This is a genomic window from Pseudomonas sp. GW821-FHT10B02 (genome assembly GCF_059415665.1).
The window spans coordinates 374,223-401,051 of sequence record NZ_JBWKNR010000002.1 but is presented as its reverse complement, the minus strand read 5'-3'; the positions used below and the strand labels follow the sequence as shown (position 1 = coordinate 401,051).

At 60.8% G+C, this 26,829-nt stretch carries 31 protein-coding genes; 3 read left to right on the top strand and 28 right to left on the bottom strand.

What is annotated here, in order from left to right:
* Nucleotides 1–57: 57 nt before the first annotated feature.
* The 18 genes from AC07OF_RS04820 to AC07OF_RS04735 all read right to left on the bottom strand — a co-directional run bounded on the left by AC07OF_RS04820 (nt 58) and on the right by AC07OF_RS04735 (nt 13,952).
* Nucleotides 58–525, bottom strand: a complete 468-nt coding sequence (locus AC07OF_RS04820; protein ID WP_495072616.1) for a lysis system spanin subunit — start codon at nt 523–525, stop codon at nt 58–60.
* Between the two features lie 23 nt (nt 526–548).
* On the bottom strand, nt 549–1,100 hold the full coding sequence (locus AC07OF_RS04815; protein WP_476445906.1) for a glycoside hydrolase family 19 protein: 552 nt from the start codon (nt 1,098–1,100) through the stop codon (nt 549–551).
* Between the two features lie 28 nt (nt 1,101–1,128).
* Nucleotides 1,129–2,160 (bottom strand): phage late control D family protein, encoded by a 1,032-nt coding sequence (locus AC07OF_RS04810; RefSeq protein ID WP_157193695.1) that lies wholly within the window; start codon nt 2,158–2,160, stop codon nt 1,129–1,131.
* 68 nt (nt 2,161–2,228) lie between these two features.
* Nucleotides 2,229–2,435, bottom strand: a complete 207-nt coding sequence (locus tag AC07OF_RS04805) for a tail protein X (RefSeq protein ID WP_157193696.1) — start codon at nt 2,433–2,435, stop codon at nt 2,229–2,231.
* Nucleotides 2,410–3,255: a phage tail protein gene (locus tag AC07OF_RS04800; protein ID WP_495072615.1), complete on the bottom strand. Its 846-nt coding sequence runs from the start codon at nt 3,253–3,255 to the stop codon at nt 2,410–2,412. The genes AC07OF_RS04805 and AC07OF_RS04800 overlap by 26 nt, the downstream gene beginning before the upstream one ends.
* A gap of 9 nt (nt 3,256–3,264) precedes the next feature.
* Nucleotides 3,265–5,187 (bottom strand): glycine zipper domain-containing protein, encoded by a 1,923-nt coding sequence (locus tag AC07OF_RS04795; RefSeq protein ID WP_495072614.1) that lies wholly within the window; start codon nt 5,185–5,187, stop codon nt 3,265–3,267.
* 139 nt (nt 5,188–5,326) lie between these two features.
* Entirely contained in the window at nt 5,327–5,629 is a 303-nt protein-coding gene (locus tag AC07OF_RS04790) for a phage tail assembly protein (protein ID WP_495072613.1), read from the bottom strand.
* A gap of 9 nt (nt 5,630–5,638) precedes the next feature.
* Nucleotides 5,639–6,148: a phage major tail tube protein gene (locus tag AC07OF_RS04785; RefSeq protein WP_495072612.1), complete on the bottom strand. Its 510-nt coding sequence runs from the start codon at nt 6,146–6,148 to the stop codon at nt 5,639–5,641.
* A gap of 16 nt (nt 6,149–6,164) precedes the next feature.
* Entirely contained in the window at nt 6,165–7,331 is a 1,167-nt protein-coding gene (locus AC07OF_RS04780) for a phage tail sheath subtilisin-like domain-containing protein (RefSeq protein ID WP_495072611.1), read from the bottom strand.
* An 89-nt stretch (nt 7,332–7,420) separates the two neighbouring features.
* Complete coding sequence (locus AC07OF_RS04775) at nt 7,421–7,843, bottom strand: phage tail protein (protein ID WP_495072610.1); 423 nt, start codon at nt 7,841–7,843, stop codon at nt 7,421–7,423.
* 14 nt (nt 7,844–7,857) lie between these two features.
* The gene (locus tag AC07OF_RS04770; protein WP_495072609.1) at nt 7,858–9,432 is read right to left on the bottom strand and encodes a phage tail protein; all 1,575 of its coding nucleotides are present in this window, start codon (nt 9,430–9,432) and stop codon (nt 7,858–7,860) included.
* On the bottom strand, nt 9,429–10,034 hold the full coding sequence (locus tag AC07OF_RS04765) for a phage tail protein I (protein ID WP_495072608.1): 606 nt from the start codon (nt 10,032–10,034) through the stop codon (nt 9,429–9,431). The genes AC07OF_RS04770 and AC07OF_RS04765 overlap by 4 nt, the downstream gene beginning before the upstream one ends.
* Before the next feature lies 1 nt (nt 10,035).
* Complete coding sequence (locus tag AC07OF_RS04760; RefSeq protein WP_495072607.1) at nt 10,036–10,917, bottom strand: baseplate J/gp47 family protein; 882 nt, start codon at nt 10,915–10,917, stop codon at nt 10,036–10,038.
* Nucleotides 10,914–11,240 carry a GPW/gp25 family protein gene (locus AC07OF_RS04755; RefSeq protein ID WP_157193705.1) on the bottom strand — a complete coding sequence of 109 codons (327 nt, stop codon included), beginning with the start codon at nt 11,238–11,240 and terminating at the stop codon, nt 10,914–10,916. The genes AC07OF_RS04760 and AC07OF_RS04755 overlap by 4 nt, the downstream gene beginning before the upstream one ends.
* 70 nt (nt 11,241–11,310) lie before the next feature.
* Nucleotides 11,311–11,871, bottom strand: coding sequence for a phage baseplate assembly protein V (locus tag AC07OF_RS04750; RefSeq protein WP_157193706.1), 561 nt, complete (start codon nt 11,869–11,871; stop codon nt 11,311–11,313).
* Nucleotides 11,868–12,386: a hypothetical protein gene (locus AC07OF_RS04745; protein ID WP_476445908.1), complete on the bottom strand. Its 519-nt coding sequence runs from the start codon at nt 12,384–12,386 to the stop codon at nt 11,868–11,870. The genes AC07OF_RS04750 and AC07OF_RS04745 overlap by 4 nt, the downstream gene beginning before the upstream one ends.
* Entirely contained in the window at nt 12,383–12,739 is a 357-nt protein-coding gene (locus AC07OF_RS04740) for a phage holin family protein (RefSeq protein ID WP_157193708.1), read from the bottom strand. Before AC07OF_RS04740 ends, AC07OF_RS04745 begins: the two co-directional genes overlap by 4 nt.
* 469 nt (nt 12,740–13,208) lie before the next feature.
* The gene (locus tag AC07OF_RS04735) at nt 13,209–13,952 is read right to left on the bottom strand and encodes a LexA family transcriptional regulator (protein ID WP_157193709.1); all 744 of its coding nucleotides are present in this window, start codon (nt 13,950–13,952) and stop codon (nt 13,209–13,211) included.
* A 158-nt stretch (nt 13,953–14,110) separates the two neighbouring features.
* Between AC07OF_RS04735 and mutS the strand changes: the two genes are divergently transcribed.
* Both mutS and fdxA read left to right on the top strand, forming a co-directional pair.
* Nucleotides 14,111–16,678: a DNA mismatch repair protein MutS gene (gene mutS / locus AC07OF_RS04730; RefSeq protein ID WP_476445909.1), complete on the top strand. Its 2,568-nt coding sequence runs from the start codon at nt 14,111–14,113 to the stop codon at nt 16,676–16,678.
* Between the two features lie 140 nt (nt 16,679–16,818).
* Nucleotides 16,819–17,142 (top strand): ferredoxin FdxA, encoded by a 324-nt coding sequence (gene fdxA / locus AC07OF_RS04725; protein WP_003252355.1) that lies wholly within the window; start codon nt 16,819–16,821, stop codon nt 17,140–17,142.
* Between the two features lie 531 nt (nt 17,143–17,673).
* On the opposite strand, the gene rpoS is transcribed toward fdxA, so the two are convergent.
* The 8 genes from rpoS to AC07OF_RS04685 form a co-directional block, all read right to left on the bottom strand.
* Nucleotides 17,674–18,681 carry an RNA polymerase sigma factor RpoS gene (rpoS, locus tag AC07OF_RS04720; protein ID WP_038613944.1) on the bottom strand — a complete coding sequence of 336 codons (1,008 nt, stop codon included), beginning with the start codon at nt 18,679–18,681 and terminating at the stop codon, nt 17,674–17,676.
* A 107-nt stretch (nt 18,682–18,788) separates the two neighbouring features.
* Nucleotides 18,789–19,670, bottom strand: a complete 882-nt coding sequence (locus tag AC07OF_RS04715) for a peptidoglycan DD-metalloendopeptidase family protein (protein WP_157193711.1) — start codon at nt 19,668–19,670, stop codon at nt 18,789–18,791.
* 180 nt (nt 19,671–19,850) lie between these two features.
* Nucleotides 19,851–20,528 (bottom strand): protein-L-isoaspartate(D-aspartate) O-methyltransferase, encoded by a 678-nt coding sequence (locus AC07OF_RS04710; RefSeq protein ID WP_157193712.1) that lies wholly within the window; start codon nt 20,526–20,528, stop codon nt 19,851–19,853.
* Nucleotides 20,528–21,277 carry a 5'/3'-nucleotidase SurE gene (gene surE / locus AC07OF_RS04705; protein ID WP_038613949.1) on the bottom strand — a complete coding sequence of 250 codons (750 nt, stop codon included), beginning with the start codon at nt 21,275–21,277 and terminating at the stop codon, nt 20,528–20,530. The genes AC07OF_RS04710 and surE overlap by 1 nt, the downstream gene beginning before the upstream one ends.
* Nucleotides 21,265–22,323, bottom strand: a complete 1,059-nt coding sequence (gene truD, locus AC07OF_RS04700; RefSeq protein ID WP_157193713.1) for a tRNA pseudouridine(13) synthase TruD — start codon at nt 22,321–22,323, stop codon at nt 21,265–21,267. The genes surE and truD overlap by 13 nt, the downstream gene beginning before the upstream one ends.
* On the bottom strand, nt 22,320–22,793 hold the full coding sequence (gene ispF, locus AC07OF_RS04695; RefSeq protein ID WP_157193714.1) for a 2-C-methyl-D-erythritol 2,4-cyclodiphosphate synthase: 474 nt from the start codon (nt 22,791–22,793) through the stop codon (nt 22,320–22,322). Before ispF ends, truD begins: the two co-directional genes overlap by 4 nt.
* A 76-nt stretch (nt 22,794–22,869) precedes the next feature.
* A complete protein-coding gene (gene fghA / locus AC07OF_RS04690) occupies nt 22,870–23,718 on the bottom strand; it encodes an S-formylglutathione hydrolase (RefSeq protein ID WP_157193715.1) in 849 nt (282 codons plus the stop codon).
* 8 nt (nt 23,719–23,726) lie between these two features.
* Nucleotides 23,727–24,839: an S-(hydroxymethyl)glutathione dehydrogenase/class III alcohol dehydrogenase gene (locus tag AC07OF_RS04685; protein WP_157193716.1), complete on the bottom strand. Its 1,113-nt coding sequence runs from the start codon at nt 24,837–24,839 to the stop codon at nt 23,727–23,729.
* 107 nt (nt 24,840–24,946) lie between these two features.
* On the opposite strand from AC07OF_RS04685, the gene AC07OF_RS04680 reads away from it, so the two are divergent.
* Nucleotides 24,947–25,861 (top strand): LysR substrate-binding domain-containing protein, encoded by a 915-nt coding sequence (locus AC07OF_RS04680; RefSeq protein WP_157193717.1) that lies wholly within the window; start codon nt 24,947–24,949, stop codon nt 25,859–25,861.
* On the opposite strand, the gene ispD is transcribed toward AC07OF_RS04680, so the two are convergent.
* Together ispD and ftsB are read right to left on the bottom strand one after the other, a co-directional pair.
* The gene (gene ispD / locus AC07OF_RS04675) at nt 25,837–26,544 is read right to left on the bottom strand and encodes a 2-C-methyl-D-erythritol 4-phosphate cytidylyltransferase (protein WP_495072606.1); all 708 of its coding nucleotides are present in this window, start codon (nt 26,542–26,544) and stop codon (nt 25,837–25,839) included. The two genes, AC07OF_RS04680 and ispD, sit on opposite strands and share 25 nt — an antisense overlap.
* On the bottom strand, nt 26,541–26,819 hold the full coding sequence (gene ftsB / locus AC07OF_RS04670; RefSeq protein ID WP_038613966.1) for a cell division protein FtsB: 279 nt from the start codon (nt 26,817–26,819) through the stop codon (nt 26,541–26,543). Before ftsB ends, ispD begins: the two co-directional genes overlap by 4 nt.
* Between the last annotated feature and the right edge of the window lie 10 nt (nt 26,820–26,829).

The window sequence follows — 26,829 nt, the reverse complement described above, 5'->3', positions numbered from 1 at the left end:
CAAGCTCCTTGAAAGACTGTCGCCTACCCTACACCAGCTATCGTCCGACACAAATCCTCAGCGCTGTAGCGCGCGCACATAGGCCTGACAGGCACGCAAGGCGATCAGTCCCCGATCACCGCGGTCGGTGATGGCGATAATTCGTCGAGCATGCGCTGGCTCAAGTCGGGCGCGTACGGGGTCATGATCCAGGCCGCCGGTGGCGGGGGCGGCAGGCACACCGGAGACGGCGTCGGCGCCAAGGAGGACTGACAGCCGTAAATCAGCAGTGGCAAGACGGTCACGCAGGCGCGCTTGAGTCTGTTGCGCATCGAGTAACTCCTGATAATGGGATTGATCGTTGGCCTGGATCTGCTGCTCCAGCGCCCGACGCTGCTGACGCTCGCCAAGCGCCTGGCTGGCCAGGGCTTCGGCCAGTTGCTGGCGCTCCTGGGCGTGGGCCCGTGCCTGCTGCGCCAGTTGCGCGCTATATCGCCATGCCTGCACCTGCCAGGTCAGCGCTGCAACCAGCAGTAACAGCGCCATCGGCAGCACACCCCGCAACCGCTTCAACACAGTACCTCGCGGGCCCGAGCCCAGAGCTTCAGGCGATCCTCAAGGCCATTGAGCCCGCCATTGATGTGGCGGGTAATACGGTTGAACTCGCCGCGATCGGCCAGTTGGTTGAGCCCGCGCGAATGCCAGAACCAGGCCGCCGACTCGCTCGCCCAGCGCGGCTGCTCAAGAAGCTGCGGCAGGTCCAGCAAGCGCTCGTCGCCAAACAGCGCCATGCTGCAGGCGTGGTAGTTGTTGCGGCCGGTGACCTGGATCAGGCCACGGCCGCAATACAGCTGGCCGTCGCCATCGGCCTCCGGGCTATTGCCCAGACGCAGGGCGAGGCTGCCGGTGTCATAACGCGACAGGTAGCGTTCACCGCCCAGCTCTTTCAGATAACGCAGCTGCCCGGACTCGTGCCCGACCTGCGCCAGGAAAGCCGCCATGCGTCGCGGGGAATCAATTTCCCAGCGCTGCATGGCGGCGTTCAAGGCAGGCACAAAAACGCCCGCTTGCTGGCGGGCGTTGGGGAAAATCGACAACAGTGTTTTTTCAGTTATTTCCATAAGCACCTCGTTTGTATCGCCAATCCATTCAACGCGAAGTGTCACGCTTGCGCGGCCTGGCGCCCTTGGCCCTGGCCTTGCCCTGCCTGCCGCCATTGCACTCGAACGTGGTTGTCCAGCCGGAAGCGCTGAATACCTGTTCCACCGACTCCACCAGGTACTCACCATCGAGTCCGCTCTTGAACCCCTTCAGATCGACCGTGCGCTCGGTGAACACATCCGTGCGTCCTGGCATGTCCAGACGGACATTGGCCGTGCTGCGGTTGAGCGCCGCCAGCCGCGCCTTGGCCGCCTGCTGTGCCGATGCCTGATCCGGGTAGAGATGGCGGTCGGTGTGAACCGGCGCCATCCCCTGCGGCGCATCCTCGTTCACCAGGTCGACCACCTTGAGCTGGCCGCTGCGCGGGTCCTGATGCCGGGTCTGTACTGCCTGATAGGTCGCTTTGTCAGCCAGGCGGAACTGCCAGCGCGTGACATCGGCGCGGCGCAGGCTGACAACGCCCAGGGCCCTGCCGCTTGCGCTCTGCCCGCCCTGGCGCGGCAACACCAGCAAGGTGCCGTCGCCGATCTTGGCGGTACAGTCGTACTGCTTGGCCAGACGGGTGATGAAGTTGAAATCCGACTCGTTGAACTGATCGACCCGCAGCACCTTGGTCAGCACCGGACACGCCGGCTGCCAGCCATTGCGCGCGGCGATATCACCGACGATCCGTTGCAACGCGACGTTCTCCCAGCTGCCGCTGCGCGTGGTTTTGCCACTTCCGCGCATGTCACTCGCCTTGCCTCGAATGATCACGCTGTCGGGCGGTCCGGACAGTTCGACTTCATCCACGGTATAGCGCCCCAGACGGGTCAGCGTCTGGCCGGCGTAGCCCAGATGAATCTCGATGGCGGCACCGCGTGCAGGCAGCGTCACTGCGCCATCACGGTCGTCAATACGCAGTTCGAAGTCGTCCGACTCCATGCCTGGCTTGTCCGTGGTGCGCAGCAGCAATAAGCGGTCGTTGATAACGGCGCTGATGTCCTTGCCATCAGCGACAATGCGAAATACAGGTTGCATGACTCATGCTCCGCAAAAGCAGACCCCGCACATGGCGGGGTCTGGTGGCTGCACGAATGACCGAAGCGTCAATCCCATAGCTGGACCGTGGAATCGCTGGCTGCGGCCAGTTCCGGCAACTGGATAAGCACTCCGGCACGAAACGGCTGGGGTTCGTCGGCCAGGCCCTGATTGGCATCGAGCACAGCTTCCACGCTGCCATTGAGGTGCCCGTAGTAGTGCTGACACAAGGTGTCGAGCACGTCCCCTTCAGAGGTTCTGCAGGTCGTCGCCATAGCTCACAAACTCCAGTGTGAAGGCCTGTTTACGGGGGATACCGCCAGCCAGCAGGTTGCTCTGATCTTCGTCGATGCCGGTCAGGCACCAGTTGCCCAGCACCTCGCCGTAACCGCTGACCAGACTCAGCGGGCGCAACAACCGGCCAATGCTGCGCAACGTCTGCAGATGGCCAAGGTCGCCTTTGCGCCTCGGGAAGATCGTCCCCCTGATATTGATTTTTTCCTCACCCAGACTCACCGCCTGCTGCGCGACACTGCGCGTCAAACGTTCCTGGCCGGTCCAGCGAAAACGGGTCTGGCGCCGCAGCTCTTCGAACGCGGCGGTGTCGAGGTTGAAGTAGTAACCCGGTGACACGCCATCCAGTGGTTGCAGGATCAATAAATGAGGGAACGGTTTGACCGCCTCCGCGGCCGGGGTGACCGCGGGCAAGAAAATGCCAGTAGGCAGGATGTTGCCCAGCGACGGACTGATCTTGCCGGCAATCTGGTTGATCTTCGCCGCCGCCTTGTCCACCTGCTCGCCGAAGACCTGAATCCGGTCCTGAACCTGGACCACCACCGCCAGCGCCTGGTCATACTTGTCCGAGACCTGTTTGACCGTCTCTTGCGCGCTTTTAATAGCGCGCATCGTACGTTGCAGCTTGGCGCCGATCAGCGGGCCGACAAAGGGAATGCCTTCAAGCTCGGCCACAGCGCCGGTGATGTCACTGACCGCGCCATTCATGGGCGCCAGCATTTCATCGGCACTGCGCTGCCCCACCTGCCCTGCCGCCACTACGTAGCGCAGCGACGACTGCAGCTGTTGTATGTAGTTCATGGGCGCTCCTTAGTTAACGTGGGGGATGTCGGATAGTTGCCGCGCGGTCGCCATACGCATCAGCTCCTCGAACTCGCGGCGGACCATGGCTTGCAGGTTCTGGGCGAGCAGCATGGGGTCACAGAACCCGCCCTGAACAGTGACAGGCATGTTTGGCGAGAAATTGAAATGTTGGTTAATCTGCGCTGGCAACGCAGCGACCACCAGCTCAGCCCTGGGCAGGGTGGCCGTCAACTCGGGTGGAGCGGCTGAAGGTGTCAGGGTGCAGGTAACACTGCCCAACATCGGTATTGACTTGAGTACATCTGGAGCAAGAACCTTGGAGCCCTCAGGGGCCACCCGTTGAGGAGCCAGGGGTTTGGCTGGCTCGTTAGACTCGACCGCAGGTTTGACACCCGCATCAGGAACAAACCAATACCTGGCAAGTTTACTACCGAGTTTGTCCCCCATTATTCCGCCGACCAATGCTCCGACGGCTGTGCCGATCACGGGAACAACCAACGATCCCGCTGCAGCCCCGGCGAGGGCACCCACGAGTCCACCAGCAGCACCACCATAACCATCAGCCTTTTGTTCCGTTGTCTCGGCCGTCGTCGCGGTGAGGAGGGCTTTGATACCTGCCTCAAGCACTGACATTCGAGCAACCGACTTGACCCCAGTCCACATTCTGCTGGCAACGCTTGGACCAGGAAGCGCTGCTGGCGGATCGGCAAGCGGGAACGGAACACGCGTTGCTCCGCGCGGGCCAGCTTTTCTGGCCGAGCGCGAACCGAATACTCCCTTCACTCTGTCCAACACGCCCGAACCAAGGCGTTGAAAAGCACTACCGGTCCCCCCCCGCCCTGCTTGAGCAGTGAGCCTCGGCAAAGTAGCGGTGATTGCAGCAGCTCCAAGCAAAGACAGGCTATCGGTGCCGGGAGCAGACTGCGCTTGGGCAGCAGGTGCTGCGAAAGCGGTGTCAGCCACACAGCGCACGGTTTCCCCCAGTACACAGGGGCACGGTTTACACTTGTCAGCAAGAACAGTCGAAGGCTTGGAAGGTTGTTGGGGAGCAAACCAGTTTTTTGCCATCCAACGGCTAAGGCTTTCGCCATGAGGTTTGCCTGCCACGCCGCCAAGCACCAGCACACCTGGTTCCTGGACAACTGACGTGCATTCAAATTTAAATCCGGCTTCAAGCTTTCCGGGCTTCTGATCAATCAACAAGCGCTTGGCCAGCCCTGGACCAAAGTGTTCACCCGCCATACCTCCAAACACTTCACCTAGCACTTTGCCAACAGGCCCACCGAACCTGGTTCCAACGGCGGCACCTAGACGCGAACCCACGAAACGGCCTAGCACTTCACCATAACCGTTGGCCTTTTCTTCCTCCGACTGATCACTGCGATAAATACCAACGAGATCGACACCAACTTCAAAAAGTTCGAGCCGCGAGCTCAACTTGTCAGCAAAAACACTTGATCGTTCACCAGATCCATGAGGATCTGATTGACGGGATGGACGTGAGGCCGAGTCAACTTGCGCCGGGGGTACAGGCGCTGAACCTCCCGCCCCCTTACCCCGTGCACCTGCCGATTCCGGATTCGTTTGCGCCTTGGCAGGAACCTCATCGCTCAGCCCCGATTGGCGCTTGCCAGCATGCAACCCACGGTTCAAGCCCCGTATGCCTTGCAAGAGCGCGCCAACCCTAACAACGTCAAGTGCTTGCGCTGTTGGCGAAACACCGTCAGTTAACGTTGAATCGCGCTCAAACGACTTCCTCAACTCCTTTTGTAGCCACAACGCGCCACCAAAACTGCCCTTAAGCAGTTGGGGGAATTCTCTTAGCAACACCATTCTTTTGATGCGGTCTTCGACCGCGTTGAAAGCAGCACCTATCGTCGGGTTGACGGCGGCACCGTTCACTAGCCCTAACGCCAGCTTGCTCACCATCTGATCCCCCTAGCATGCACATTAGGCTCAGTCCGTGAGCCACCAGACCATGTCGGCGTACGACATGGTCATGATCTCGGTGGCGGCAAAGTTCAGCTCTTTAGCAAGCCGCTTTGCCGCTGCCTTCTGCAGCTCGGGATCAAAGCTCGTCGTCTTGCACCAGGCGAAAATAGCCAGCCTGCAAACGACCGTAGTCTTTCAGTGACAGCTCCTCGAGGTCCTTGACCCCGACCTGAGCCAGGGAAGCGAACAGATTCAGCTCGCGCTGCTCATCATCGCCGCCGGTCGCGGACTGCGCATTACGGATGTCGCGCACAGAGGGTGCGCGTAGCGACAGGCTGTCAACCTGCACACCATTGGCCTCGGACGGCCTGGTGAGGGTCACGACCACCCGTTCGGCACTCACGGTCAGCCAGCTCGGCGTCTTGTTTACCTGATTCATGCGATCTCCTTACAGGCCCAGGGCCGAACGTTGCGCGGCGAGCTGGTCGACGCCATCGATGACGCGCTTCATCCCCAGCGGATCGATTTCGTAGACCAGACGACCGTCCACTTCCAGCTTGTAGTAGGTCACTGCCACGTTGTGCTTGATCTCGGCCTTGTCGCCCGGCTTCCAGTCGCCCATGTCGACTTCTTTCAGCGCGCCACGCAGGGTAACGATCACCGGTGTGATTTGGCCTTTCAGGCCTTTGAAGGCACCACGGAAAGTGCCGTTGAATGCCGAACCGTCAGTCAGGCCGAAGAACTTCAGCGACTCGCGGCGCACGCCTGTGGTGACGAAGCCGGCTTCCTGCTTCTCCATGCCCTGGTCGATTTCGATCGGCATGTCCATGCCACCGGCACGGTGCTCCTCCATCTTCAGGGTCAGCTTGGGCAGGGTCAGGCTGGGGACGTCACCTTGAAAGCTGACGCCATCGACGAACAGGTTCAGGTTCGCCAGGGTTTCGGGAATCATTGCCATGTGTATTGCTCCTTGATTAAGCGGCCTGGTCGAGGACTTCGGTCAACCACTGGTTGGTGACCTCGACGCGGAAGTTCGGGTTCTCGGCTGGCGGTACGTCGGTGAACCGGATGTTCCAGTACACCTTGCCCTGCTCCAGCTGGCTGGCGGTGTTCAGCTCGGGATCGGCGAACACTTCGAAATTGATGATTGCGCCCTGGGCCTTGAGATCGCGCATGAAGGCTTGCAGGCCTTCGGTCACGTCCTTGACGTAGGTGGCAGTGATCGAGCGGTCGACCGCCCACTTGTGGCCATAGAGGATCGCGTCCATGACGATGTCCATGGTCCGCACGCGGGTGACGAAAGCCCATTTCGGATCGCTGCTCAGGGTGCGGTTGCCCCACAGGCGGTAGCCGTCATCGCGAATGACCGTGGTGATGTTGGCGTTGTTGAGCAGGTTGGCGCGGCAGGTTACGTCGCCATCGAGGTACTCGATCGGACGACCGGTGCCGGTAATACCGACGAACTCCTTGTTCGACGGCGAGGCCCAGAAGCCGTACTCGCTATCGGTCCAGGCGAACAGACCGGCGACCCAGGCCGAGGCTGGTGCATCGACGGTGGCGTCTGCGGTGGTGTCCCAGTACTGCACGCCCGGATCGACGAGGAAGGCGCGCTTGGCACCGAAGTTATCGGCATAGGCAATGGCGGCTTCGTCGGTGGTGTTCGGACCATCGAGGATGGCTAGGCCACGCAGCTTGTCAGCCAGGGCCACCAGCGCCGTGCCGACGGCCTGGGTGGCGCTGTGTTTTGGGGTCACCAACAGACGCGGCTGGGCGTTGAAGCGGCTTTTGCCGTCGAGCAGCGCCTGCAGACCGGTGCGTTTACCGTCGGCCAATACACCGCCGATGATTGCCGAAGTCTGCTCGGCGGCATCCTCAAGCTTGGCCACGCCACAGGCGACGATGACCGCCTTGGTGCGGCTGTAAATGGCCTGACAGGCCTTGGTGATCGCCGCATTCGCGCCGAAGGCAGCAATGGCTTCACGCTCGCTGGTGATCAGCACCAGGTCGTTGGCCTTGGCCGTGGCGGTCGGGCCTTCGGTGAAGGTGTCGACCAAGCCGATGATCGAGGAGGAAGGCAGCGCGATGGTGCGCGCGCCGGTGTCGACGTTGGTGACGGTGACGCCGTGGAAGAATCCACTCATGGGTAAGTCTCCAGAAAGGCGAAGGCCCCGCAGTGCGAGGCCTTCAAGGGTTTGTTGCGGATAAGAAAAAGCCCCGTCGATGCGGGGCTTTATTGGGATTGCTCGGTGATCCAGGGCAGCGCCACTGGGCGGTATTCGATCACCGGGAACTGCTCCGACTGGGGCCAGTCGCGCAGCGCTTGCATATGGGTCAGAAGCTCGGTGAACTGCTCCGGCGTCAGGGTGGTTTTGGTGCCGATCTCCAGTTGATCGCGGTGACGGTCACGCAACCAGATCAACGCTGACAGTTCGGTATCACGCCATGCTCTTTCAATCGACACACCATCAGGAGAGGGGGCGTCAATCAAAAAAGGTAAACCTTGCTTGTCGTGTGCACGAACTTTCCCAGGTTCTGGATTTGCAATGACTGATAAAAACAGCGCCTCCGTAATTGGTATCGCATCGTCGGGAATTGATGAGTGAATACGATCGATATACGTCGTCTGTGTGCTGGGGCTATAGAGTCGCTTCATGGGTCAGTCTCTATTTAGAATCCGATGGCTAAGTATCGTGCAAGCACTGGGCTCACAGCCCCGCTATTGACGAAAGTTGCGCCAGTTACCGACTGTGGAGAGGCAGAAATCGCGCCAGCTTGAGTAGGGACGCCACCGAAGTGCATTGCCTGAAGCGAAACTATTGCGCTAGGAAATGCCATCGGCCAATTGACGACTGTCCCAGTGTTTGAGACATCTACGTGCCCCCACTGAACAATGAGACCGCCGAGCCAGCTAGGAAAAGCGATGTAACCATTCGTAGAAAGGCTGGTTGCAAAGCCTTTACGGAGCTTTTTCGGAGTGGCAATCACAAGATTGTTTGCACTGTCGAGCATCTGGGCATCAGTTGCGATCTTGGCTGTGCCTTGGTTTTGCTCGGTTGCCTGCCCGGCCAAAACGGCCAGCGCGGCGATATCGATCTGCCCCTGATTGATCGGCGCGTTCCAGGCCTTAATGCACCACATCACCGCCAAGTTACGTGGTCGGCTTGTGCCAAGACCAATGCCAGCCGCATTTGTGGTGCCTGCTGCGACTCCTACGGCCTGGCTTACCGGGTAATCTGCGGATATCAGCTTATCGAGACCATGTGCCGCATCGATGTTGATATCAGAACCGCTGTGCCACAGGCCGGTTACAGCAGGCGCAGCGGTGGATGGGTCGAAGGACTGCAAACTCCCTTTCTGCCAGGTGCCTATGCCGCGCCCTGCATCAACTCCACGCCCATGGTCCCAGCCACGGAAGAACTCCGCTCGTGATTCGGGCAGCCGGAAATTGCCTAGTCCCTCGTCACCCTTGTTGAAAGTGGTACCCAGAAAAGCCGCCAGATCGGGATAGGCCGCAATACTCTTGACGCTGCCGTCGACCTCCAGAAAACCTGGGGCGACCTTGTCTACCGGGAACGCGACCATGGCACCAACCGGCAGCGCCGACGCTTGGGCAATGATCGCGTCGACCTGCTCTTTCGTGTAGGCATCGCTGATGCCGTTGCCTGCCAGCGTCGTCGGGTTGTCACCTGAAACCACCAGCCCGCGATCATTGATCTTGATCCGCGTATATTCACCGGGCGTTTTGTTCTTCGGCAGCACCTCCAGAATCGCCGCATCGACATAAGATCGCGTGGCCAGCACCACCGCCGGGTCAATCTTCAGTTGCACATTGGCCGTACTGGTGACGATGATGTTCAGGCGCACAACCTGGGTCTTGCCGGTGCCCTGGTTGAGCAACGGTTTGAAGCTCGGCGCACAGTTGGCCACCGCAACCAGATCGCCATCTGCATCGTAGAGGCCGATTTCGCGAATCCACCAGCCACCGACGTCAGGCGGAATTACCTGCTCGGCGACGATCAGGTTCGGGTTGGCCGGATCAACCTTGAGCTGATTCAGCGGCGCCCGGCGCCGCTCATTGATGAGCCGGGTCTGCTCGCGGGAAGGCACCGGGTCGGTCAGGTTGGCATCGCCAACCCCCAGTTGGGAAAACGTCCAGGGCACGCCCAAGGCATTGGCGTTGGCCTGTTTGGCCTCCCCCACCGCCGTGAGGATGGCGAAGAACTGACTGTTCGCAGTAGTCATGAGTACACATCCAGATATTCAATTTGATGTTCACGGCCAACATGGCCAAAACTGCCACTGACCTCGATGTCGTATGACATGGGTGGGTAAATATCGATTTCCTCGCCCTCATACAGGCCCATGCCCAATCGCATGTATCCAGTGCTGGCCAAGGAAATGGCCAGACCGATGAGATGGCGACTGACTGGCTTTGCGTCTTCAATCAGCCGCGTCAGCTCCTGATACATTTCCTCGGTGATACCGGTTTCCAGCACGCCCACCTGCAGCTCGAAACTGCCTGGCACGCCCTCGGGCACGCTCTGCCACCACTCGCGAACTTCGATCAGGTAACCCAGCGGCTCGACCACCCGGCGCAACGCACCGATGGTGCCTTTGTGCGCATGCACGTAGAACGCCGAGCGAATCACCGAGCGCTTGATTGCTTCCGGCCAGGTTTCGTCCCAGCGGTCGACCGACCAGGCCCAGGCCAGTTGGTGCAGCAGGTGCGCCGGGCAGGTGTCCGGGTTGTACAGGGCGCGTAGCGGTATCTCGGTAACTTCAGCACCAGCGGCCTCGATGGCCTGTTCAAGCGCGGTACTGTTGAGCGGGAGCAAGCTGTTCATCTCAGTTCCCCCGTGTCACGCTGATGCCTTCGCACCAGGCTGCTTGCGCCATGCTCGGACGGATATCAGTCCAGTTGTTCAGATCGACCCGGCTGACGCCATTGATATGCAACTGGGCATCTACCCCCGAGCGCGCCACTTCAACGCCCAGTCGCCGACGAGGATTGACCCAGGCCTGCAGACGGCGCTTGCACTCGGCCAGGGTTGCCTCGATCTCCGGACCGCTACCACTCATGTGCACCACGGCATCGATGCGGTACGGCAGAATTTCAGCGCTCTGCACTGTCAGGCGATCGGCCACCGGGCGCACATCGTCGTCGTTGAGCCTGGCGCGGACAGTTTCCAGCAAGTCGGCAGCCGCCATGCCATTGCCCTCCAGGGCCAGCACCGTGACCACCACAACCGCAGGCGACGGGCTCTGCGCAGTTGCATCGGCGACCTGGCCGGAGGCATTGCGGGCATGCAGGATGTAGCTGTTGCGCGGCCCTGCAGTGGTCAAACCTTCATAGACCAACTGGACCCGCTCACGCAGGGCATCGTCCTCTTCGAGGACCTCTGGCGTCGGCGGTACCGTGTCCGGGTTGCCGGCCTGCACCACCAGGCGCTCAAGACGCACATTGGCGGCGAGTTGATCGAGGTCTGTGCCTTGCGCATACGCCAGCAACAGCGCCTTGGCGGCATCGTTGACCCGCGCCCGGTTGAGCAGCTTGCGATAGGCACCGACTTCCAGCAGTTTTGTCACCGGGTCGCTCTCCAGCAACGCGTCCCAGTTGTCGCCCATGTGCGACCGGAAGGTCGCCAGGTCCTCCTGGAAAATGGTCTCGAAATCGAGGTCTTCCAGCACCTGCGGCGCGGGCAGCGCCGAAAGATCCAGACTGCTCATGCCGTCACCTCCAGCATCTGGCTATCGCCCAGGTACTGTCCGCTGAGCTGCAGGCTGATCTGCCCGCCCGTCACCGCCAGCACCCGGACCCGCTCCAGTTTCAGGCGTGGCTCCCAGCGTGCGAGGGAACGCGCCACTTCGGCCTGCACCGCACTTTTCCAGCCGTCATTGACCGGCAGATCGACAAAGCGTCGTAGCGCGCTGCCATAGGCCGGACGCATGCGCCGGCTGCCCAGCGGTGTGGTCAGGATGTCTTCAATGGATTGGCGCACATGCTCGATGCCCGACAGCGATGCACCGGTACGGCGATTCACTCCGATCATCGGCTTACTCCTTTATTAGCGTGGCCATGATTTCTCCAGGCGTAAAAAAGCCCGCGTCGGCGGGCTGGGTTCAATGCTTGTGGTTGGCGGTGTTGCCGCCGGTGTCGATGATCTTGCCGCCGCCAAGGATGTCGCCGGTTACCCGTAGCATCCCGTTGACCTGCACCTCACCGGTCAGGGAAATGTTGGTGGCTTGGGCAACAATGGAGTCGGCGGTGACCACTGCCGAACTGCCACCGACCTTTAAGGCCAGGGTGCCGCCGGGCAGCTCGATGGTGTAGCTGCTGGCCTGCCAGTCATAGACCAGCGAGCCGCCGTCGGCGAAGCGCCAGACCTCGACATGGTCGCGGTTGTCCGGTTGATCGCCGGCGTTTCCGTACAGACCGGGTATGAAAGTACCTTGCGCGGGCTCACCGCTCGGGCTGACCAGCACGCCTTGCTCATCAAGGCTGGGCGAGCGCCAATGCCGCGTCTTGCCAGCGGACAGGCTGTGCCAACGGACCCAAGTGCTGGTCCAGCCGGCACCGTCGGAAACCCGGACCTTGGCTGCGGCAAGATCGACCGCAACCACCCGGCAAGGAATGATCAACGCCGCCAACATGCGGTCATGGGCTGCACTGGCGTAGCTCATGCCAGGTCCTCCGGTGATTGGTAACTGCCTTCATTACCAAGGCCGGTGTCGGGGCTGAAGGCAAAAGCCAACGGCCCCGGCTCATCAGGCCACGGCCATTGCACGATACCCAGGCGCAAGACCTGCTCCCATTGCACCCGCCACTCGACCGCAACGGGCGAAGCCGGGACGGCGAGCACAGGCAGGGCCTGCACCTGTTGTGTCTCTTCGACGAAGTCCAGCCCCCAGAACTGCTTGCGCAGCAGTACAGCCAGCTGAGTTGCCAGGGTAACGGCCTGCAATGACGCCTGTGGAAGGTTGCTATCGACCAGGATGCGCGCCTCGAAAGTCGCCGCGATGCAGGAGCGGCCATCGCCAGGATCGATGCCTGGTTTCAGGCCGGTGATGGCATGCAGCAGTGCTGGCAATGTTGTGCTTTGGTTAGCCGGCACATAGGCCTCAACGGTTTCGAGCACAGGCATTGCGAGCTTGATGGTGGCGGTGATGGCCTCATGCAAAGTCGTCAGCTCGTTCACAATCGCTCCTCCTTGCTGGCCGGTTTGTTGAAGTCCTGCGCCTCTACCCCCAGCCGCCGCGCCGCCCAGCGCTCATACAAACCGATCGCCACATCGGCTCCTGCCATCGCGGTCAGACAGCCAAAAGCACTGGCAGTCCAGATCGACATGCCGCTGGCATACAGCAGCATCACCGTGGACACCCCGCAGACCATGCAGGCCCCTGAGCGCAAAAGCAGACGCCGAACCAGCGCCCAACCTCGGGCGCCGGCCTTGTCGGCGCGCCACATTTCTCCGGAAATGCCGCCCAGCAAGGCCAGGACGATCACCAGCCAGATCGGCATTTCCAGTAACGTCTGTTGCTCGTTTGTCACTGTCCTGTCTCCTTGAGTAGTTCCGCTCGGCACCTTGCCTGCGGCGTGTGTTGTAGAACCGATCACTCGGCATTCCAAAAAGCCCGGTCGCCCAGGCTTTTCAGTAATGCGTTGTCGAACCGCCCGCCACGACTGGTGCCCGGGCAACTCCGCTTCAAATTGTTCTTCCGACCGCGGCCGCCTGCCCGCCGGATAACTGCTTGTGGTGCTTTACGCTGCACACCCGGGTCAGTTGCCAACCCTCTGAACAGTTCAGGCCTGTTCATCGCTGCCTTTGTCACTGCCGGTGTCGACCGGCTTGAGACAAAGATTATGCATTGGTGCATATGCAGTCAATGCATTTGTGGAAATATTTATGCATAGGAAAATGCACATATGCATGTAAGCCTTATGCCGTGGGGCCTGGAGTGCTTTTCAGCAGACGAAAAAAAACCCGCCGAAGCGGGTTTTCTGATTGTCGGGATGTGAGTCAGCGGGCGTACATGCCCCACCAGAACACATGACCGAGGATGCTGATCTGCTCTTCCTGCATCTGCTGGAAGCTGTAGTCTTCATCCGGGTGTTCATCGCGGTTGAAGCTGCGCAGGCGTATGCCGGTAGGCAGGCGATACAGCTGTTTCACCCGCAGTTGACCATTGTGATTGATGGCGTACAGGTCGCCATCGACGATATCGCCGATGCCACTCTTGCCGGCGTTGACGCCCACCGTGGCGCCATCGCGCAACACCGGCAACATGCTGTTGCCACGCACGGTGACGCATTTGGCCTGGTCGAATTGCACGCCGTTGTGACGCAGGCTGCGCTTGCCGAAGCGCAGGCTGGCCTTCTCGCTTTCTTCGATGACGAATCGTCCTGATCCTGCTGCCAACTCGACCTCGCGAAGAAACGGAATGGATACCTCGTCGTCCTCGACGGGCGTGTCGTCATCCCACAGGCTGATGTCGTGCAGCTCGGCATGACTGCGCCCGGGCACGGCCTCGCGGCTTTCTCCAAGCTCGACGCGCCCACGCAGTTGATCGGTACTTACCCCGAAATACTCGGCGATCTTCGACACATGCTTATCGGAAGGATCGACGATCTTCTCACTAAGAATGCGCGACAGGGTGGATTGCGGCACGCCGGTACGCCGGTGCAGCTCCGTGGGGGAGATACCGTGACGGTCGAGCAATGCTCTCAAGACGGATGCTACGTTGCGTTTTTGCATAATTTGCATAATGCAATCGCTTGATACGAAATGCAAATGCCAATATGCACGAAACTGCATGGACAAATGGTCGCGCGCGGCTGTTCGCCTCGGCATCGCGCGCAAAATCCCTGTACCATTGCCCGCTTGCCTTTGGTCTAAACGACACTGCGAGCCAAGTTTCTGTAATGAGCGATCTTTCCGCACACACCCCGATGATGCAGCAGTACTGGAAGCTGAAAAACCAGCATCCGGATCAACTGATGTTCTACCGCATGGGCGACTTCTACGAAATCTTCTATGAAGATGCGAAGAAGGCCGCAAAACTCCTGGACATTACCCTGACTGCCCGCGGGCAATCGGCGGGCCAGTCGATCCCCATGTGCGGTATCCCCTTCCACGCGGCCGAGGGCTACCTGGCCAAGCTGGTGAAGCTGGGCGAATCGGTGGTGATCTGCGAACAGATCGGCGACCCGGCCACCAGCAAGGGCCCGGTCGAGCGCCAGGTGGTACGCATCATCACCCCGGGCACGGTCAGCGACGAGGCGCTGCTCGACGAGCGCCGCGACAACCTGATCGCGGCCGTGCTGGGTGACGAGCGCCTGTTCGGCCTGGCCGTGCTGGATATCACCAGCGGCAACTTCACCGTGCTGGAGATCAAGGGCTGGGAAAACCTGCTGGCCGAACTTGAGCGCATCAATCCGGTCGAGTTGCTGATCCCGGATGACTGGCCACAAGGCCTGCCGGCCGAGAAACGCCGTGGCGCCCGCCGCCGTGCGCCGTGGGACTTCGACCGCGACTCGGCACGCAAGAGCCTCTGCCAGCAGTTCGCAACCCAGGACCTCAAAGGCTTTGGCTGCGAGAAGCTGACCCTTGCCATCGGCGCTGCCGGCTGCCTGTTGGGCTACGCCAAGGAAACCCAGCGCACTGCCCTGCCGCATTTGCGCAGCCTCAAGCATGAACGTCTGGACGATACCGTGGTGCTCGACGGCGCCAGCCGCCGCAACCTCGAACTGGACGTAAACCTGGCCGGTGGCCGCGACAATACCTTGCAGTCGGTCATCGACCGTTGCCAGACCGCCATGGGCAGCCGTCTGCTGACGCGCTGGCTGAACCGTCCGCTGCGCGACCTGAAAGTGCTGCAGGCACGCCAGGGCTCGATTCGCTGCCTGCTCGACAGCTACCGCTTTGAAAAACTGCAGCCGCAGCTCAAGGAAATCGGCGACCTCGAACGGATCCTTGCCCGTATCGGCCTGCGCAACGCCCGGCCGCGGGACCTGGCGCGCCTACGCGATGCCTTGGGCGCCCTGCCTGAACTGCAGAACGCTATGGCGGAGCTCGAAGCACCGCACCTGGCGCGCCTGGCGGCCATCACCGGCACCTACCCGGAACTGGCCGACCTGCTGGAAAAAGCCATCATCGACAACCCGCCCGCAGTCATCCGTGACGGAGGCGTGCTGAAAACCGGCTACGACAGCGAACTGGACGAATTGCTGTCCATGAGCGAGAACGCCGGCCAGTTCCTTATCGATCTGGAAGCGCGGGAAAAAGCCCGCACCGGCCTGGCCAACCTCAAGGTCGGCTACAACCGTGTGCATGGCTACTTCATCGAGCTGCCAAGCAAGCAGGCCGAACAGGCGCCTGCCGACTACATTCGGCGGCAGACGCTCAAGGGTGCCGAACGCTTCATCACCCCGGAACTGAAAGTCTTCGAAGACAAGGCACTGTCGGCCAAGAGTCGCGCCCTTGCCCGCGAGAAGATGCTCTACGACGCGCTGCTGGAAACCCTGATTGGTCATCTGGCGCCCCTGCAAGACACCTCCGCGGCCCTGGCCGAGCTGGATGTGCTGAGCAACCTCGCCGAGCGTGCGCTGAACCTGGACCTGAACTGCCCGTCCTTCGTCGACGAGCCGTGCATGCGCATCAGCCAGGGTCGCCACCCGGTGGTCGAGCAGGTACTGACCACGCCGTTCGTGGCCAACGACCTGGCACTGGACGACAACACCCGCATGCTGGTGATCACCGGCCCGAACATGGGCGGTAAATCCACCTACATGCGCCAGACGGCCCTGATTGTGCTGATGGCGCATATTGGCAGCTTCGTACCGGCAGCCAGCTGCGAGCTGTCGCTGGTCGACCGCATCTTCACCCGTATCGGCTCCAGCGACGATCTGGCCGGCGGGCGTTCGACCTTCATGGTCGAAATGAGCGAAACCGCCAACATCCTGCACAACGCCACCGATCGCAGCCTGGTGCTGATGGACGAAGTCGGCCGTGGTACCAGTACCTTCGACGGCCTGTCCCTGGCCTGGGCCGCCGCCGAACGTCTGGCGCAACTGCGCGCCTACACGCTGTTTGCCACTCACTACTTCGAACTCACGGTGCTGCCGGAAAACGAACCTCTGGTGGCCAACGTGCACCTGAACGCCACCGAGCACAACGAGCGCATCGTGTTCCTGCACCATGTGCTGCCGGGCCCTGCCAGCCAGAGCTACGGCCTGGCCGTGGCGCAACTGGCGGGCGTACCGACGCCGGTGATCCAGCGTGCGCGCGAACACCTGGGCCGGCTGGAAACCGCCAGCCTGCCGCATGAAATGCCTGCAGTGCCCAAGGGTGCGCCAGATGTTCCGCACCAGAGCGACCTGTTTGCCAGCCTGCCTCACCCGGCCATCGAGAAGCTCGGGAAGCTCGACCTGGACAACATGACGCCGCGTCAAGCTATCGAAATGCTCTATACACTGAAGACTCTGTTATAACGCGAGCCCGCACAAGCTGATAGAATCCCGCGCGGTTTGGCGGTGCTGCAGGTTACTAGCCTGGCTTGCAGCCGAACGACCAAACCGAGCGACCCTGTCTGGAAGGGTATCGCTGCCGTCGCCTGAGGAGAGAATTAGAAATGACCTTCGTCGTCACCGACAACTGCATCAAGTGCAAGTACACCGACTGCGTAGAAGTCTGTCCGGTGGACTGCTTCTACGAAGGCCCGAACTTCCTGGTCATTCACCCGGATGAGTGCATCGACTGTGCACTGTGCGAGCCTGAATGCCCTGCCCAAGCCATTTTCTCGGAAGACGAAGTGCCAAGTGGCATGGAGAACTTCATCGAGCTCAATGCCGAGCTGGCAGAGATCTGGCCAAACATCACCGAGCGTAAGGATGCCCTGCCGGACGCTGAAGAGTGGGATGGCAAGCCAGGCAAGATCGCCGATCTGGAGCGTTAAGCACTCCGGTTCACTAAAAAAGGCCCTTGGAGGGCCTTTTTTTATGTTTATTGCAGGCAAAAAAAAGGGGCGGTTTAACCCGCCCACATTTTTTCCGTAGTCCCTTTGTTCCCTTTCATCATCCTGATGAATCGCGTCCTGCGATGTCCTTTGCCATCATCCTTGATAGCCTGTGTCAGTCCGTAGACACAGTTGAGATACTAGCGTTTGCAGCATTTCCTTCAACAGGTCAGAACTCTCAAAATGCTGCAGAAACGTATCTGAAAAAAACAATATATTTGTTATTTATCAATAGCTTACAAAAATAACCACAGTGAAAACGACAACGTTTTACTAAAACCTATAGCGATGACTTACATAACGGGTAAGCGAAGGCTTACACGGAAAACAACAGTGCCAACAGCGATTGAGGCTTTCGACTAAACCCGGATGTTTCCCTGGAAACAACAGGAAATGCCTCACTGTGGCCTGTTTCGTACACAAACAAAAACGCCTCGATCATATCGAGGCGTTCTTTGCTGCAAGCAATGCTTACTGGAACAGCGACTCACTGGACAGGCCATTCTTCTCGAGGATCTCACGCAAGCGCTTGAGGCCCTCTACCTGGATCTGGCGAACCCGTTCACGGGTCAGGCCGATCTCCAGCCCGACATCTTCCAGGGTGCTGCTTTCGTGCCCGCGCAGGCCGAAACGGCGAATCACCACTTCGCGCTGCTTGTCCGTCAGCTCGCTCAGCCATTGGTCGATGCTCTGGGACAGGTCATCATCCTGGAGCAGCTCGCAAGGGTCGGTTGGGCGATCGTCGGTCAGGGTATCGAGCAGGGTCTTGTCGGAGTCCGGCCCCAGGGACACGTCCACCGACGATACACGCTCGTTGAGCCCGAGCATGCGTTTGACCTCTCCAACGGGTTTTTCCAGGAGGCTGGCGATCTCTTCCGGGGACGGTTCGTGATCGAGCTTCTGGGTCAGTTCGCGTGCCGCACGCAGGTAAACGTTGAGCTCCTTGACCACATGAATCGGCAGGCGAATCGTGCGGGTCTGGTTCATGATCGCCCGTTCGATGGTTTGCCGGATCCACCAGGTGGCATAGGTAGAGAAACGGAAACCACGCTCAGGGTCGAATTTCTCGACCGCGCGAATCAACCCCAGGTTGCCCTCTTCGATCAGATCCAGCAGCGAAAGCCCACGATTCACATAACGCCGGGCGATCTTCACCACCAGACGCAGGTTGCTCTCGATCATGCGCTTGCGCCCGGCAGGATCGCCACTTTGCGAAAGGCGCGCAAAATGAACCTCTTCCTCTGGCGAGAGCAAAGGCGAAAAGCCGATTTCATTGAGGTATAACTGGGTTGCATCAAGCGCACGGGTATAATCGATGTACTTGTGCTGCTTAAGCGTAGAGCCTTGTTTGGCCCTGGTCCGAACCGAAGATACAGCAGGTTCGTCTGACACCACATCCGTTTCCAAAACGATGCCCGTCTCCATCAGGAGCACTTCATCGTCGATGTCAAACTCCGGCACTTCTTTACTGAGAGCCATTGTTATAGTCCTTTGCTGAGTTCGAACTCAGACTCGAGCGGCGCCGATATCCCTGGCAACGCTGGAGCCTGTCCCCTCTACGCGAGGAACAGGCCGGGTACTAGCAATCAACGACGTGGCAGGAATTGCAGCGGATCAACAGGTTTGCCCTGGCGGCGAATCTCAAAATGCAGCTTCACCCGGTCTGTGCCCGTGGAACCCATTTCGGCAATTGTCTGCCCAACTTTGACCTGCTGTCCCTCCCGAACCAAAAGCCTGCGGTTGTGACCGTAGGCACTGACGTAGGTGTCGCTGTGCTTGATGATGACCAACTCGCCGTAGCCCCGCAAGCCACTCCCGGCGTAGACAACTGAACCATCAGACGCAGCAAAAACAGGCTGTCCCAAATCACCGGCGATATCAATGCCTTTATTCAAACTGCCGTTTGAAGCAAATTTGCCAATCAGCACACCCGTGGCCGGCCATGCCCAGCCGCCTACGGCTCGCTCGGCAGCAGGCACCTGAGCCGGCGCGGTAGGGGTTACTACAGGCGCTGGCGTGGATGTCACGGGAGTCGTCACAGGCGCTGTCGCAGGCTTGGCAGGAGTACCGGCCGGGCGCGTGGTGATCGTGGTTTTACTCGAAGGCGATGATGAAGTGGTGACCACGGTGGTGGTCGCGCTGGCAGGTCCACTGGAGCGACCATCGAAGCGGATCGCCTGGCCAGGGCGGATGGTATACGGCGCGGCGATGCCGTTGCGGGCAGCCAGAGCCTTGTAGTCCCAGCCATAACGAAAGGCGATGGAGTACAGGGTGTCACCAGGGCGCACCACATACTGGCCACTGGTGGTAGCAGGACGCTTGGCCACCGGCGCGTTGCGATCGACCACTCGCGCACTGTTGGTCGACGTGCTGGAACAACCCGAAAGCAGTGAACCGGCGGCAAGTGCAATCACCAGAAGCTTGAAGCTCGAAAATCCCCTGCGCTGCTGATTGATTGTGTGCCCCACCCGCCGCTCCCTCTCATGGTGACTGTTGCGAAAATGCAATATTGTTTCAATTATAACCGAGCACATGCGCCTTGCGGATGCCAGGCTTGCGCAAAATGTGAACCCTGACAGATCAGGGTAGCCCGCCAGATAGACAGGGCAATACCGGAGGAATTCGCTGGTGCTGAAAAAAAGTCCTGATCAGGCCAGCGGGCCGGTCAGCAACGGCACGAAACGCACGGCGCCGAGCACCTGCTGCGAAAACCCATGCTCTTCACGCACGATCAGCATCAAATGCTGGGTGTCGCCTGTTGGCCCCACCGGAATGACCATGCGCCCGCCCGGGGCGAGCTGGTCAAGCAAGGCCTGCGGGACTTCCTGAGCCACCGCCGTGACGATGATGCCGTTGTAAGGCGCCAGCGCCGGCCAGCCTTCACAGCCATCGCCCCAGCGAAACACCACGTTGCGCAGGTTGAGCTCGGTCAGTCGTTCCTTGGCGCGATCCTGCAGCACCTTGATGCGCTCCACGGAGAACACCCGCTCGACCAGTTGCGCGAGAATAGCGGTCTGATAGCCCGAACCGGTGCCGATCTCCAGCACCTTGTCCAGAGGGCCCGCCTGCAGCAGCAGCTCACTCATGTGCGCGACCATGAAGGGCTGGGAAATCGTCTGGTTGTTGCCGATCGGCAGCGCCGTGTCTTCATAGGCGCGGTGTGCCAGCGCCTCGTCGACAAACAGGTGACGCGGCGTACGCCGCAGCACATCGATCACTTTGGGGTTGGACACGCCTTCTTCGATCAACCGCTGAATGAGCCGCTCACGGGTTCGTTGCGAGGTAAAACCGATACCATGGCGCATCAGATCCTCCTGTTCACGCATCAGAGCAACCCCTCCAGCCAACCATCCAGACGCTCGAAAGCGTCGTTGAAGGTGCGGTCGAGCTGCAACGGGGTGATCGACACATAACCCTGCATCACCGCATGAAAATCCGTGCCCGGGCCGCCGTCCTCGGCATCACCGGCCACCGCGATCCAGTAGCCTTCCTTGCCCCTCGGGTTGACCACCTTGGTCGGCGCCGCAGCGCGGGCGCGATGCCCCAGGCGTGTCAACTGGATGCCGCGGATATGCTCGAGCGGCAAGTTGGGGATATTCACATTGAGCACTGTTCGCGGCGGTAATTCCAGCGTCTTGTGCGCCTCGACCAGCTTGCGTGCGATATAGGCGGCGGTCGGCAGGTTGTCCGGCAGGCGCGAGAGCAACGAGAAAGCGAAGGAAGTACCACCGAGGAAGCGTCCTTCCAGCGCGGCGGCCACCGTGCCGGAGTACAGCACGTCATCGCCCAGGTTGGCCCCCAGGTTGATCCCCGACACCACCATGTCCGGTGTCTGTTCCAACAGACCGTTGAGCCCCAGGTGCACGCAATCGGTCGGCGTGCCATTGAGGCTGATATAGCCATTGGCCAGGGTCTGCGGGCACAAGGGGCGGTCGAGCGTCAGCGAACTGCTGGCGCCGCTCTTGTCTTGATCCGGGGCAATCACCACACAGTCGGCATAATCCGCCAGCGCAGCATGCAGCGCGGCGAGTCCGGGGGCGGTAACGCCGTCGTCGTTCGAAATCAGAATACGCATGGGCTGTCCGTCTGCCCTGCCGACACCAGATCAACAAGCTCGCGCACCACCACGGTGGCAAAGCATCCGGCCGGAAGGACGAATTCCAGTTGCAGAATATCAGGCTCGGGATAATGCCACGTCAGACCGCCAATGGGCAGTCGCAGGATGCGGCGTTCGTGACTCATGCCCGCCCGCGCCAACCACTGGCACAACGACGCATGCTGCTCACCGATGCGCTGTTCGAGTTCGCCAGTGGCGCCGCTGGCGCCTGACTGCCCCTCGCCCCACAGCGGGCCGGTGGGGTGCAGGTCAAGAATGGCCAGGCGCGGATCGGAACACTCCGCTTCGCCAGCCGGAAAAAAGCTGCGGCTGTCGGTAAACGCCAACAGGTCGCCGACCTGGGCGCGCTGCCAACTGCCGTCGGCTACGCGTTGTGCCAGCACCTGGTTGAACAGATAACTGCGTGCACTGGAAAGCAGCCGTGAACGTACATTGCGCTGTTCCGGCAGAGCCTGGCGCCCGGCCCAGTCGCGGGCATCGTGAACATTGCCACCGGCATGGCCAAAGCGCTGGGTGCCAAAATAGTTGGGAACGCCCTGGCTGCGCAGTTGCTCCAGGCGGGCATCCAGTGCCGGGCGATCGGCACTCAAAGCAGTCAGGCGCAAGGTGAAACCGTTGGCCGAATGGGCGCCACGCTGCAGCTTGCGCGAGTGCCGGGTCTGCTTGAGGATGCTCAGGGTTTCATTTTCCGCCGCGCTCAAGTCCGGATCCGCCTTGCCCGGCAGGTGCAGGCTGAACCACTGACGGGTCAGGGCCTGACGGTCCTTGAGACCGGCATAGCTGATGTTGCGTAACGGCACACCAGCAGCCCGGGCCAGACGGCGCGCAGCTTCTTCGGTATTAAGGTCGCGTTTTTCAACCCACAACCACAGGTGCTCACCATTGCCGGACAAGGGAATGTCGAGGACTTCGTCAACCTGGAAGTCTTCGGCGGTGGCCTTGAGAATCGCGCTGCCCAGCGCCGGGCCCGATGCACGCGGGCCGAGAAGTTCCAGTTCGGTCATGCTGGCAGCAACAAGGCAACGGCGTGGACGGCAATGCCTTCTTCACGACCGGTGAAGCCCAGCTTCTCGGTGGTGGTGGCCTTGACGTTGACCTGATCCAGTTCGACCTGCAGGTCTTCGGCAATCAACTGGCGCATGGTATCGATATGCGGGGCCATCTTCGGCGCCTGGGCAACGATGGTGGCGTCGACATTGCCGACCTTCCAGCCTTTGGCCTGGACGATGTTGACCACATGCCGCAACAGCACACGACTGTCTGCGCCCTTGAACTGCGGGTCGGTGTCGGGGAAGTGCTTGCCGATATCGCCCAGCGCCGCGGCGCCGAGCAGGGCATCGCTCAGGGCGTGCAGCAATACGTCGCCATCGGAATGGGCCAGCAGCCCGAACTTGTGCGCAATGCGCACCCCACCCAAGGTGATGAAATCGCCTTCCGCGAAGCGGTGCACATCGTAGCCGTGGCCAATACGCATAAAAAAACGCCCTGATTGAGTCAGGGCGTGATTCTACCTGCTTTGCCGGGCCTTGGGCTCATTTGTAGGACTGCCCCTACAACAAACCCAGGGCCACACCATGATGGCGCAGGTGTTCATCGATAAAGCTGGCGATGAAGTAGTAGCTGTGGTCATAACCTGGCTGCAGGCGCAGCTCAAGGGGGTGACCCGCCGCCTTCGCCGCCTGGACCAATACCTGGGGCTTGAGCTGGTTTTCGAGGAAGTCGTCGCGATCCCCTTGATCCACCAGTAACGGCAAACGCTCCTGAGCATCAGCGATCAGCACACTGGCATCCCATTCACGCCAGCGCGCCCGGTCTTCACCGAGGTAGCGGGAGAACGCCTTCTGCCCCCAGGGGCAATCCATCGGGTTGCTGATCGGGGCGAACGCCGACACTGACTGATAACGCCCAGGATTGCGCAGCGCACAGACCAGCGCGCCATGTCCCCCCATGGAGTGCCCACTGATGCCGCGACGATCTGACGCGGGGAAGTGCGCTTCAACCAGCTTCGGCAGCTCCTGCACCACATAGTCATGCATGCGGTAGTGCTGGGCCCAAGGCTGCTCGCTGGCATTGAGGTAGAAGCCAGCACCCAGCCCAAAGTCCCAGGCACCATCGGGATCGCCTGGCACCTGAGGCCCGCGCGGGCTGGTGTCAGGCGCGACGATGATCAACCCCAGCTCGGCGGCAAGCTTGTGCGCTCCCGCCTTCTGCATGAAGTTCTCGTCGGTGCAGGTCAGGCCGCTGAGCCAGTACAGCACCGGCAGTTTGCCGCCCTGCTCCGCTTGCGGCGGCAGGTACACGGCAAACACCATGTCACAACCAAGCACCTCGGAGCGGTGGCGGTAACGCTTGTGCCAGCCGCCGAAACTCTTCTGGCAGGAAATGTTTTCCAGGCTCATGGCAAACCTCAGAAATGGATGACGCTGCGAATGCTCTTGCCTTCGTGCATCAGGTCGAAAGCCTTGTTGATGTCTTCCAGGCCCATGGTGTGAGTAATGAAGGTATCCAGCGGGATCTCGCCTTTTTCCGACATTTCCACGTAGCTCGGCAGCTCGCTGCGGCCACGCACCCCGCCGAACGCCGAACCGCGCCAGACCCGGCCGGTCACCAGCTGGAACGGACGAGTGGAAATTTCCTGGCCAGCACCAGCGACACCAATGATCACCGACTCACCCCAGCCCTTGTGGCAGCATTCCAGCGCGGCGCGCATCAGTTGTACGTTGCCTACGCATTCGAAGGAGAAATCCACACCGCCGTCGGTAAGATCAACGATGACTTCCTGGATCGGACGGTCGTAGTCCTTTGGATTGACGCAATCGGTGGCACCCAGTTGCTTGGCAATTTCGAACTTGCCCGGGTTGATGTCCACGGCGATGATCCGCGCAGCCTTGGCCTTGACCGCACCAATGATCGCCGACAGGCCGATGCCACCGAGACCGAAGATGGCCACGGTATCGCCCGGTTTGACCTTGGCGGTATTGAGCACCGCACCGATACCGGTGGTGACGCCACAGCCCAGCAGGCAGACCTTCTCCAGCGGCGCTTCTTTCTGGATCTTGGCCACGGAGATTTCCGGCAGCACGGTGTACTCGGAAAAGGTCGAAGTCCCCATGTAGTGGAACAGTTGCTGACCCTTGTAGGAGAAACGCGTGGTGCCATCAGGCATCAGACCCTTGCCCTGAGTGGCACGAATGGCCTGGCACAGGTTGGTCTTGCCGGAGCGGCAGAATTTGCACTGGCCGCACTCGGGGGTATACAGCGGGATCACATGATCGCCCACTGCAACCGAAGTGACGCCTTCACCCACCGCCTCGACGATGGCGCCGCCTTCGTGCCCCAGGATCGACGGAAAGATACCTTCAGGGTCCGCGCCGGACAGGGTGTAGGCATCGGTGTGGCAGACACCGCTGGCGACAACGCGCAACAGCACTTCGCCTGCCTTAGGCATGGCCACGTCGACTTCGACGATCTCCAGCGGTTTCTTGGCCTCGAAGGCAACGGCGGCACGGGACTTGATCATCAATCTTCTCCAGCAAAGGGGTCAGTTCAGGCTCAAAGTGTAATTCATCACCATTTGATTAATAATCAGGCCAAAGACAAAACATTATTGCCACACAGGGATAATCAATGAGTAGCCGCTGGGAAGGCATCGACGAGTTCGTCGCGGTGGCCGAGTCGGGCCAATTCACCGCTGCGGCCGAACGCCTGGGGGTTTCCTCTTCGCACATCAGCCGCCAGATCGCCCGGCTGGAAGACCGCCTGCAAACCCGCCTGCTCTACCGCAGCACGCGCAAGGTGACCTTGAGCGAAGCCGGGCAGACCTTCCTGCAGCATTGCCAGCGCCTGCAGGATGGCCGCGAGGAAGCCTTGCGCGCCATGGGCGATCTCACCAGCGAGCCCAAGGGCTTGCTGCGCATGACCTGCGCGGTGGCCTATGGCGAGCGCTTCATCGTGCCGCTGGTAACGCGTTTCATGGCGCTGTACCCACAGTTGCGGGTCGATGTCGAACTGAGCAATCGCACCCTCGACCTGCTGCACGAAGGCATGGACCTGGCGATTCGCCTCGGCCGTCTTCAGGACTCACGCCTGATTGCAACGCGCCTGGCGCCAAGACGCATGTACCTGTGCGCCTCGCCGGCATATCTGGAACGTTACGGTCGGCCACACAGCGTGTCGGAACTGGCTCGGCACAATTGCCTGGTCGGCAGCTCGGATATCTGGACGCTGCAGCAGGATGGTCGTGAGCAAGGCCTCCGGGTGCAAGGCAACTGGCGCTGCAACAGTGGCCAGGCGGTGCTGGATGCGGCGTTGCAGGGGATGGGGTTGTGTCAGTTGCCAGACTACTACGTGCTTGAGCACCTGAAGACCGGGGTGCTGGTTTCGTTGCTTGAGGCCCAGCAACCGCCTAACACCGCGGTGTGGGCGCTGTACCCGCAGCAACGGCATTTGTCACCGAAGGTGCGCAAGCTGGTGGACTATTTGCGCGAGGGGTTGGCGTTGTTGCCTGAGTATCGCGATCAGCCGCGCTTGGCCCAGCGCTGACGCAGCCACTCCAGGTCTTCCGGCCGGGTCACCTTGATGTTGTCACTGCGCCCTTCAATCAAGCGCGGCGCCTGGCCGGCCCACTCGATCGCCGAGGACTCATCGGTGATCGCCACATCCGCCACCAGGCTGTCGGCCAGCGCCCGGTGCAAGGTGCCCAGACGAAACATCTGCGGGGTATAAGCCTGCCACACGGTACTGCGGTCGATGGTGGCGCTGACTCGCCCCTTGGCGTCGGCGCGCTTGAGGGTATCGCGGGCCGGCACGGCCAACAGGCCACCTACCGGATCGTCGGCAAGTTCGAACAGCAGGCGGTCGAGGTCGCTGCGTGCCAGGTTCGGCCGGGCGGCATCGTGTACCAGCACCCAGTCGGTGTCTGCCGCGCCCTGGGCGTGCAACAGCAACAAGGCGTTGAGCACCGAGTCGGCGCGCTCCTGGCCACCCGCGGCGCGCTGGATACGCGGGTCACTGGCGCAGCGCAAGCCGGGCCAGTAAGGATCGTCAACGGCAACGCTGACCACCACCCCTTTGACACAGGGATGATCGAGGAAACAGTCGAGGCTATGCTCGAGAATGGTCTTGCCGCCCAATTGCAGGTACTGCTTGGGGCGGTCGGCAGCCATGCGGGCACCAACGCCCGCGGCGGGAATCACGGTCCAGAAAGCCGGCAAGGTCTGGTTCATTGGGCAAGCTGGTAGAGGGTTTCACCCTCCTTGACCATACCCAGTTCATGGCGAGCCCGTTCTTCGACGGTTTCCATACCTTTCTTCAACTCCAGTACTTCAGCATCAAGCACACGGTTACGTTCCAGCAGACGCTCGTTTTCGGCGTGCTGGTCGGCGATCTGTTGCTTGAGCTCGGTGACATGGGCCAGGCTGCCATTGCCCACCCACAGGCGATACTGCAGGCCACCAAGCAGCAGGAGCAGAACGAGGAACAACCAATAGGGACTGCGCATCAGGGTATCC

Excerpts from the sequence above, each read along its gene's own strand:
- AC07OF_RS04820 (WP_495072616.1), bottom strand. The coding sequence starts at position 525 with ATGGCGCTGTTACTGCTGGTTGCAGCGCTGACCTGGCAGGTGCAGGCA.
- AC07OF_RS04815 (WP_476445906.1), bottom strand. The coding sequence starts at position 1,100 with ATGGAAATAACTGAAAAAACACTGTTGTCGATTTTCCCCAACGCCCGC.
- AC07OF_RS04810 (WP_157193695.1), bottom strand. The coding sequence starts at position 2,160 with ATGCAACCTGTATTTCGCATTGTCGCTGATGGCAAGGACATCAGCGCC.
- AC07OF_RS04805 (WP_157193696.1), bottom strand. The coding sequence starts at position 2,435 with ATGGCGACGACCTGCAGAACCTCTGAAGGGGACGTGCTCGACACCTTG.
- AC07OF_RS04800 (WP_495072615.1), bottom strand. The coding sequence starts at position 3,255 with ATGAACTACATACAACAGCTGCAGTCGTCGCTGCGCTACGTAGTGGCG.
- AC07OF_RS04795 (WP_495072614.1), bottom strand. The coding sequence starts at position 5,187 with ATGGTGAGCAAGCTGGCGTTAGGGCTAGTGAACGGTGCCGCCGTCAAC.
- AC07OF_RS04790 (WP_495072613.1), bottom strand. The coding sequence starts at position 5,629 with ATGAATCAGGTAAACAAGACGCCGAGCTGGCTGACCGTGAGTGCCGAA.
- AC07OF_RS04785 (WP_495072612.1), bottom strand. The coding sequence starts at position 6,148 with ATGGCAATGATTCCCGAAACCCTGGCGAACCTGAACCTGTTCGTCGAT.
- AC07OF_RS04780 (WP_495072611.1), bottom strand. The coding sequence starts at position 7,331 with ATGAGTGGATTCTTCCACGGCGTCACCGTCACCAACGTCGACACCGGC.
- AC07OF_RS04775 (WP_495072610.1), bottom strand. The coding sequence starts at position 7,843 with ATGAAGCGACTCTATAGCCCCAGCACACAGACGACGTATATCGATCGT.
- AC07OF_RS04770 (WP_495072609.1), bottom strand. The coding sequence starts at position 9,432 with ATGACTACTGCGAACAGTCAGTTCTTCGCCATCCTCACGGCGGTGGGG.
- AC07OF_RS04765 (WP_495072608.1), bottom strand. The coding sequence starts at position 10,034 with ATGAACAGCTTGCTCCCGCTCAACAGTACCGCGCTTGAACAGGCCATC.
- AC07OF_RS04760 (WP_495072607.1), bottom strand. The coding sequence starts at position 10,917 with ATGAGCAGTCTGGATCTTTCGGCGCTGCCCGCGCCGCAGGTGCTGGAA.
- AC07OF_RS04755 (WP_157193705.1), bottom strand. The coding sequence starts at position 11,240 with ATGATCGGAGTGAATCGCCGTACCGGTGCATCGCTGTCGGGCATCGAG.
- AC07OF_RS04750 (WP_157193706.1), bottom strand. The coding sequence starts at position 11,871 with ATGAGCTACGCCAGTGCAGCCCATGACCGCATGTTGGCGGCGTTGATC.
- AC07OF_RS04735 (WP_157193709.1), bottom strand. The coding sequence starts at position 13,952 with ATGCAAATTATGCAAAAACGCAACGTAGCATCCGTCTTGAGAGCATTG.
- mutS (WP_476445909.1), top strand. The coding sequence starts at position 14,111 with ATGAGCGATCTTTCCGCACACACCCCGATGATGCAGCAGTACTGGAAG.
- fdxA (WP_003252355.1), top strand. The coding sequence starts at position 16,819 with ATGACCTTCGTCGTCACCGACAACTGCATCAAGTGCAAGTACACCGAC.
- rpoS (WP_038613944.1), bottom strand. The coding sequence starts at position 18,681 with ATGGCTCTCAGTAAAGAAGTGCCGGAGTTTGACATCGACGATGAAGTG.
- AC07OF_RS04710 (WP_157193712.1), bottom strand. The coding sequence starts at position 20,528 with ATGCGTGAACAGGAGGATCTGATGCGCCATGGTATCGGTTTTACCTCG.
- surE (WP_038613949.1), bottom strand. The coding sequence starts at position 21,277 with ATGCGTATTCTGATTTCGAACGACGACGGCGTTACCGCCCCCGGACTC.
- truD (WP_157193713.1), bottom strand. The coding sequence starts at position 22,323 with ATGACCGAACTGGAACTTCTCGGCCCGCGTGCATCGGGCCCGGCGCTG.
- ispF (WP_157193714.1), bottom strand. The coding sequence starts at position 22,793 with ATGCGTATTGGCCACGGCTACGATGTGCACCGCTTCGCGGAAGGCGAT.
- fghA (WP_157193715.1), bottom strand. The coding sequence starts at position 23,718 with ATGAGCCTGGAAAACATTTCCTGCCAGAAGAGTTTCGGCGGCTGGCAC.
- AC07OF_RS04685 (WP_157193716.1), bottom strand. The coding sequence starts at position 24,839 with ATGATCAAGTCCCGTGCCGCCGTTGCCTTCGAGGCCAAGAAACCGCTG.
- AC07OF_RS04680 (WP_157193717.1), top strand. The coding sequence starts at position 24,947 with ATGAGTAGCCGCTGGGAAGGCATCGACGAGTTCGTCGCGGTGGCCGAG.
- ispD (WP_495072606.1), bottom strand. The coding sequence starts at position 26,544 with ATGAACCAGACCTTGCCGGCTTTCTGGACCGTGATTCCCGCCGCGGGC.
- ftsB (WP_038613966.1), bottom strand. The coding sequence starts at position 26,819 with ATGCGCAGTCCCTATTGGTTGTTCCTCGTTCTGCTCCTGCTGCTTGGT.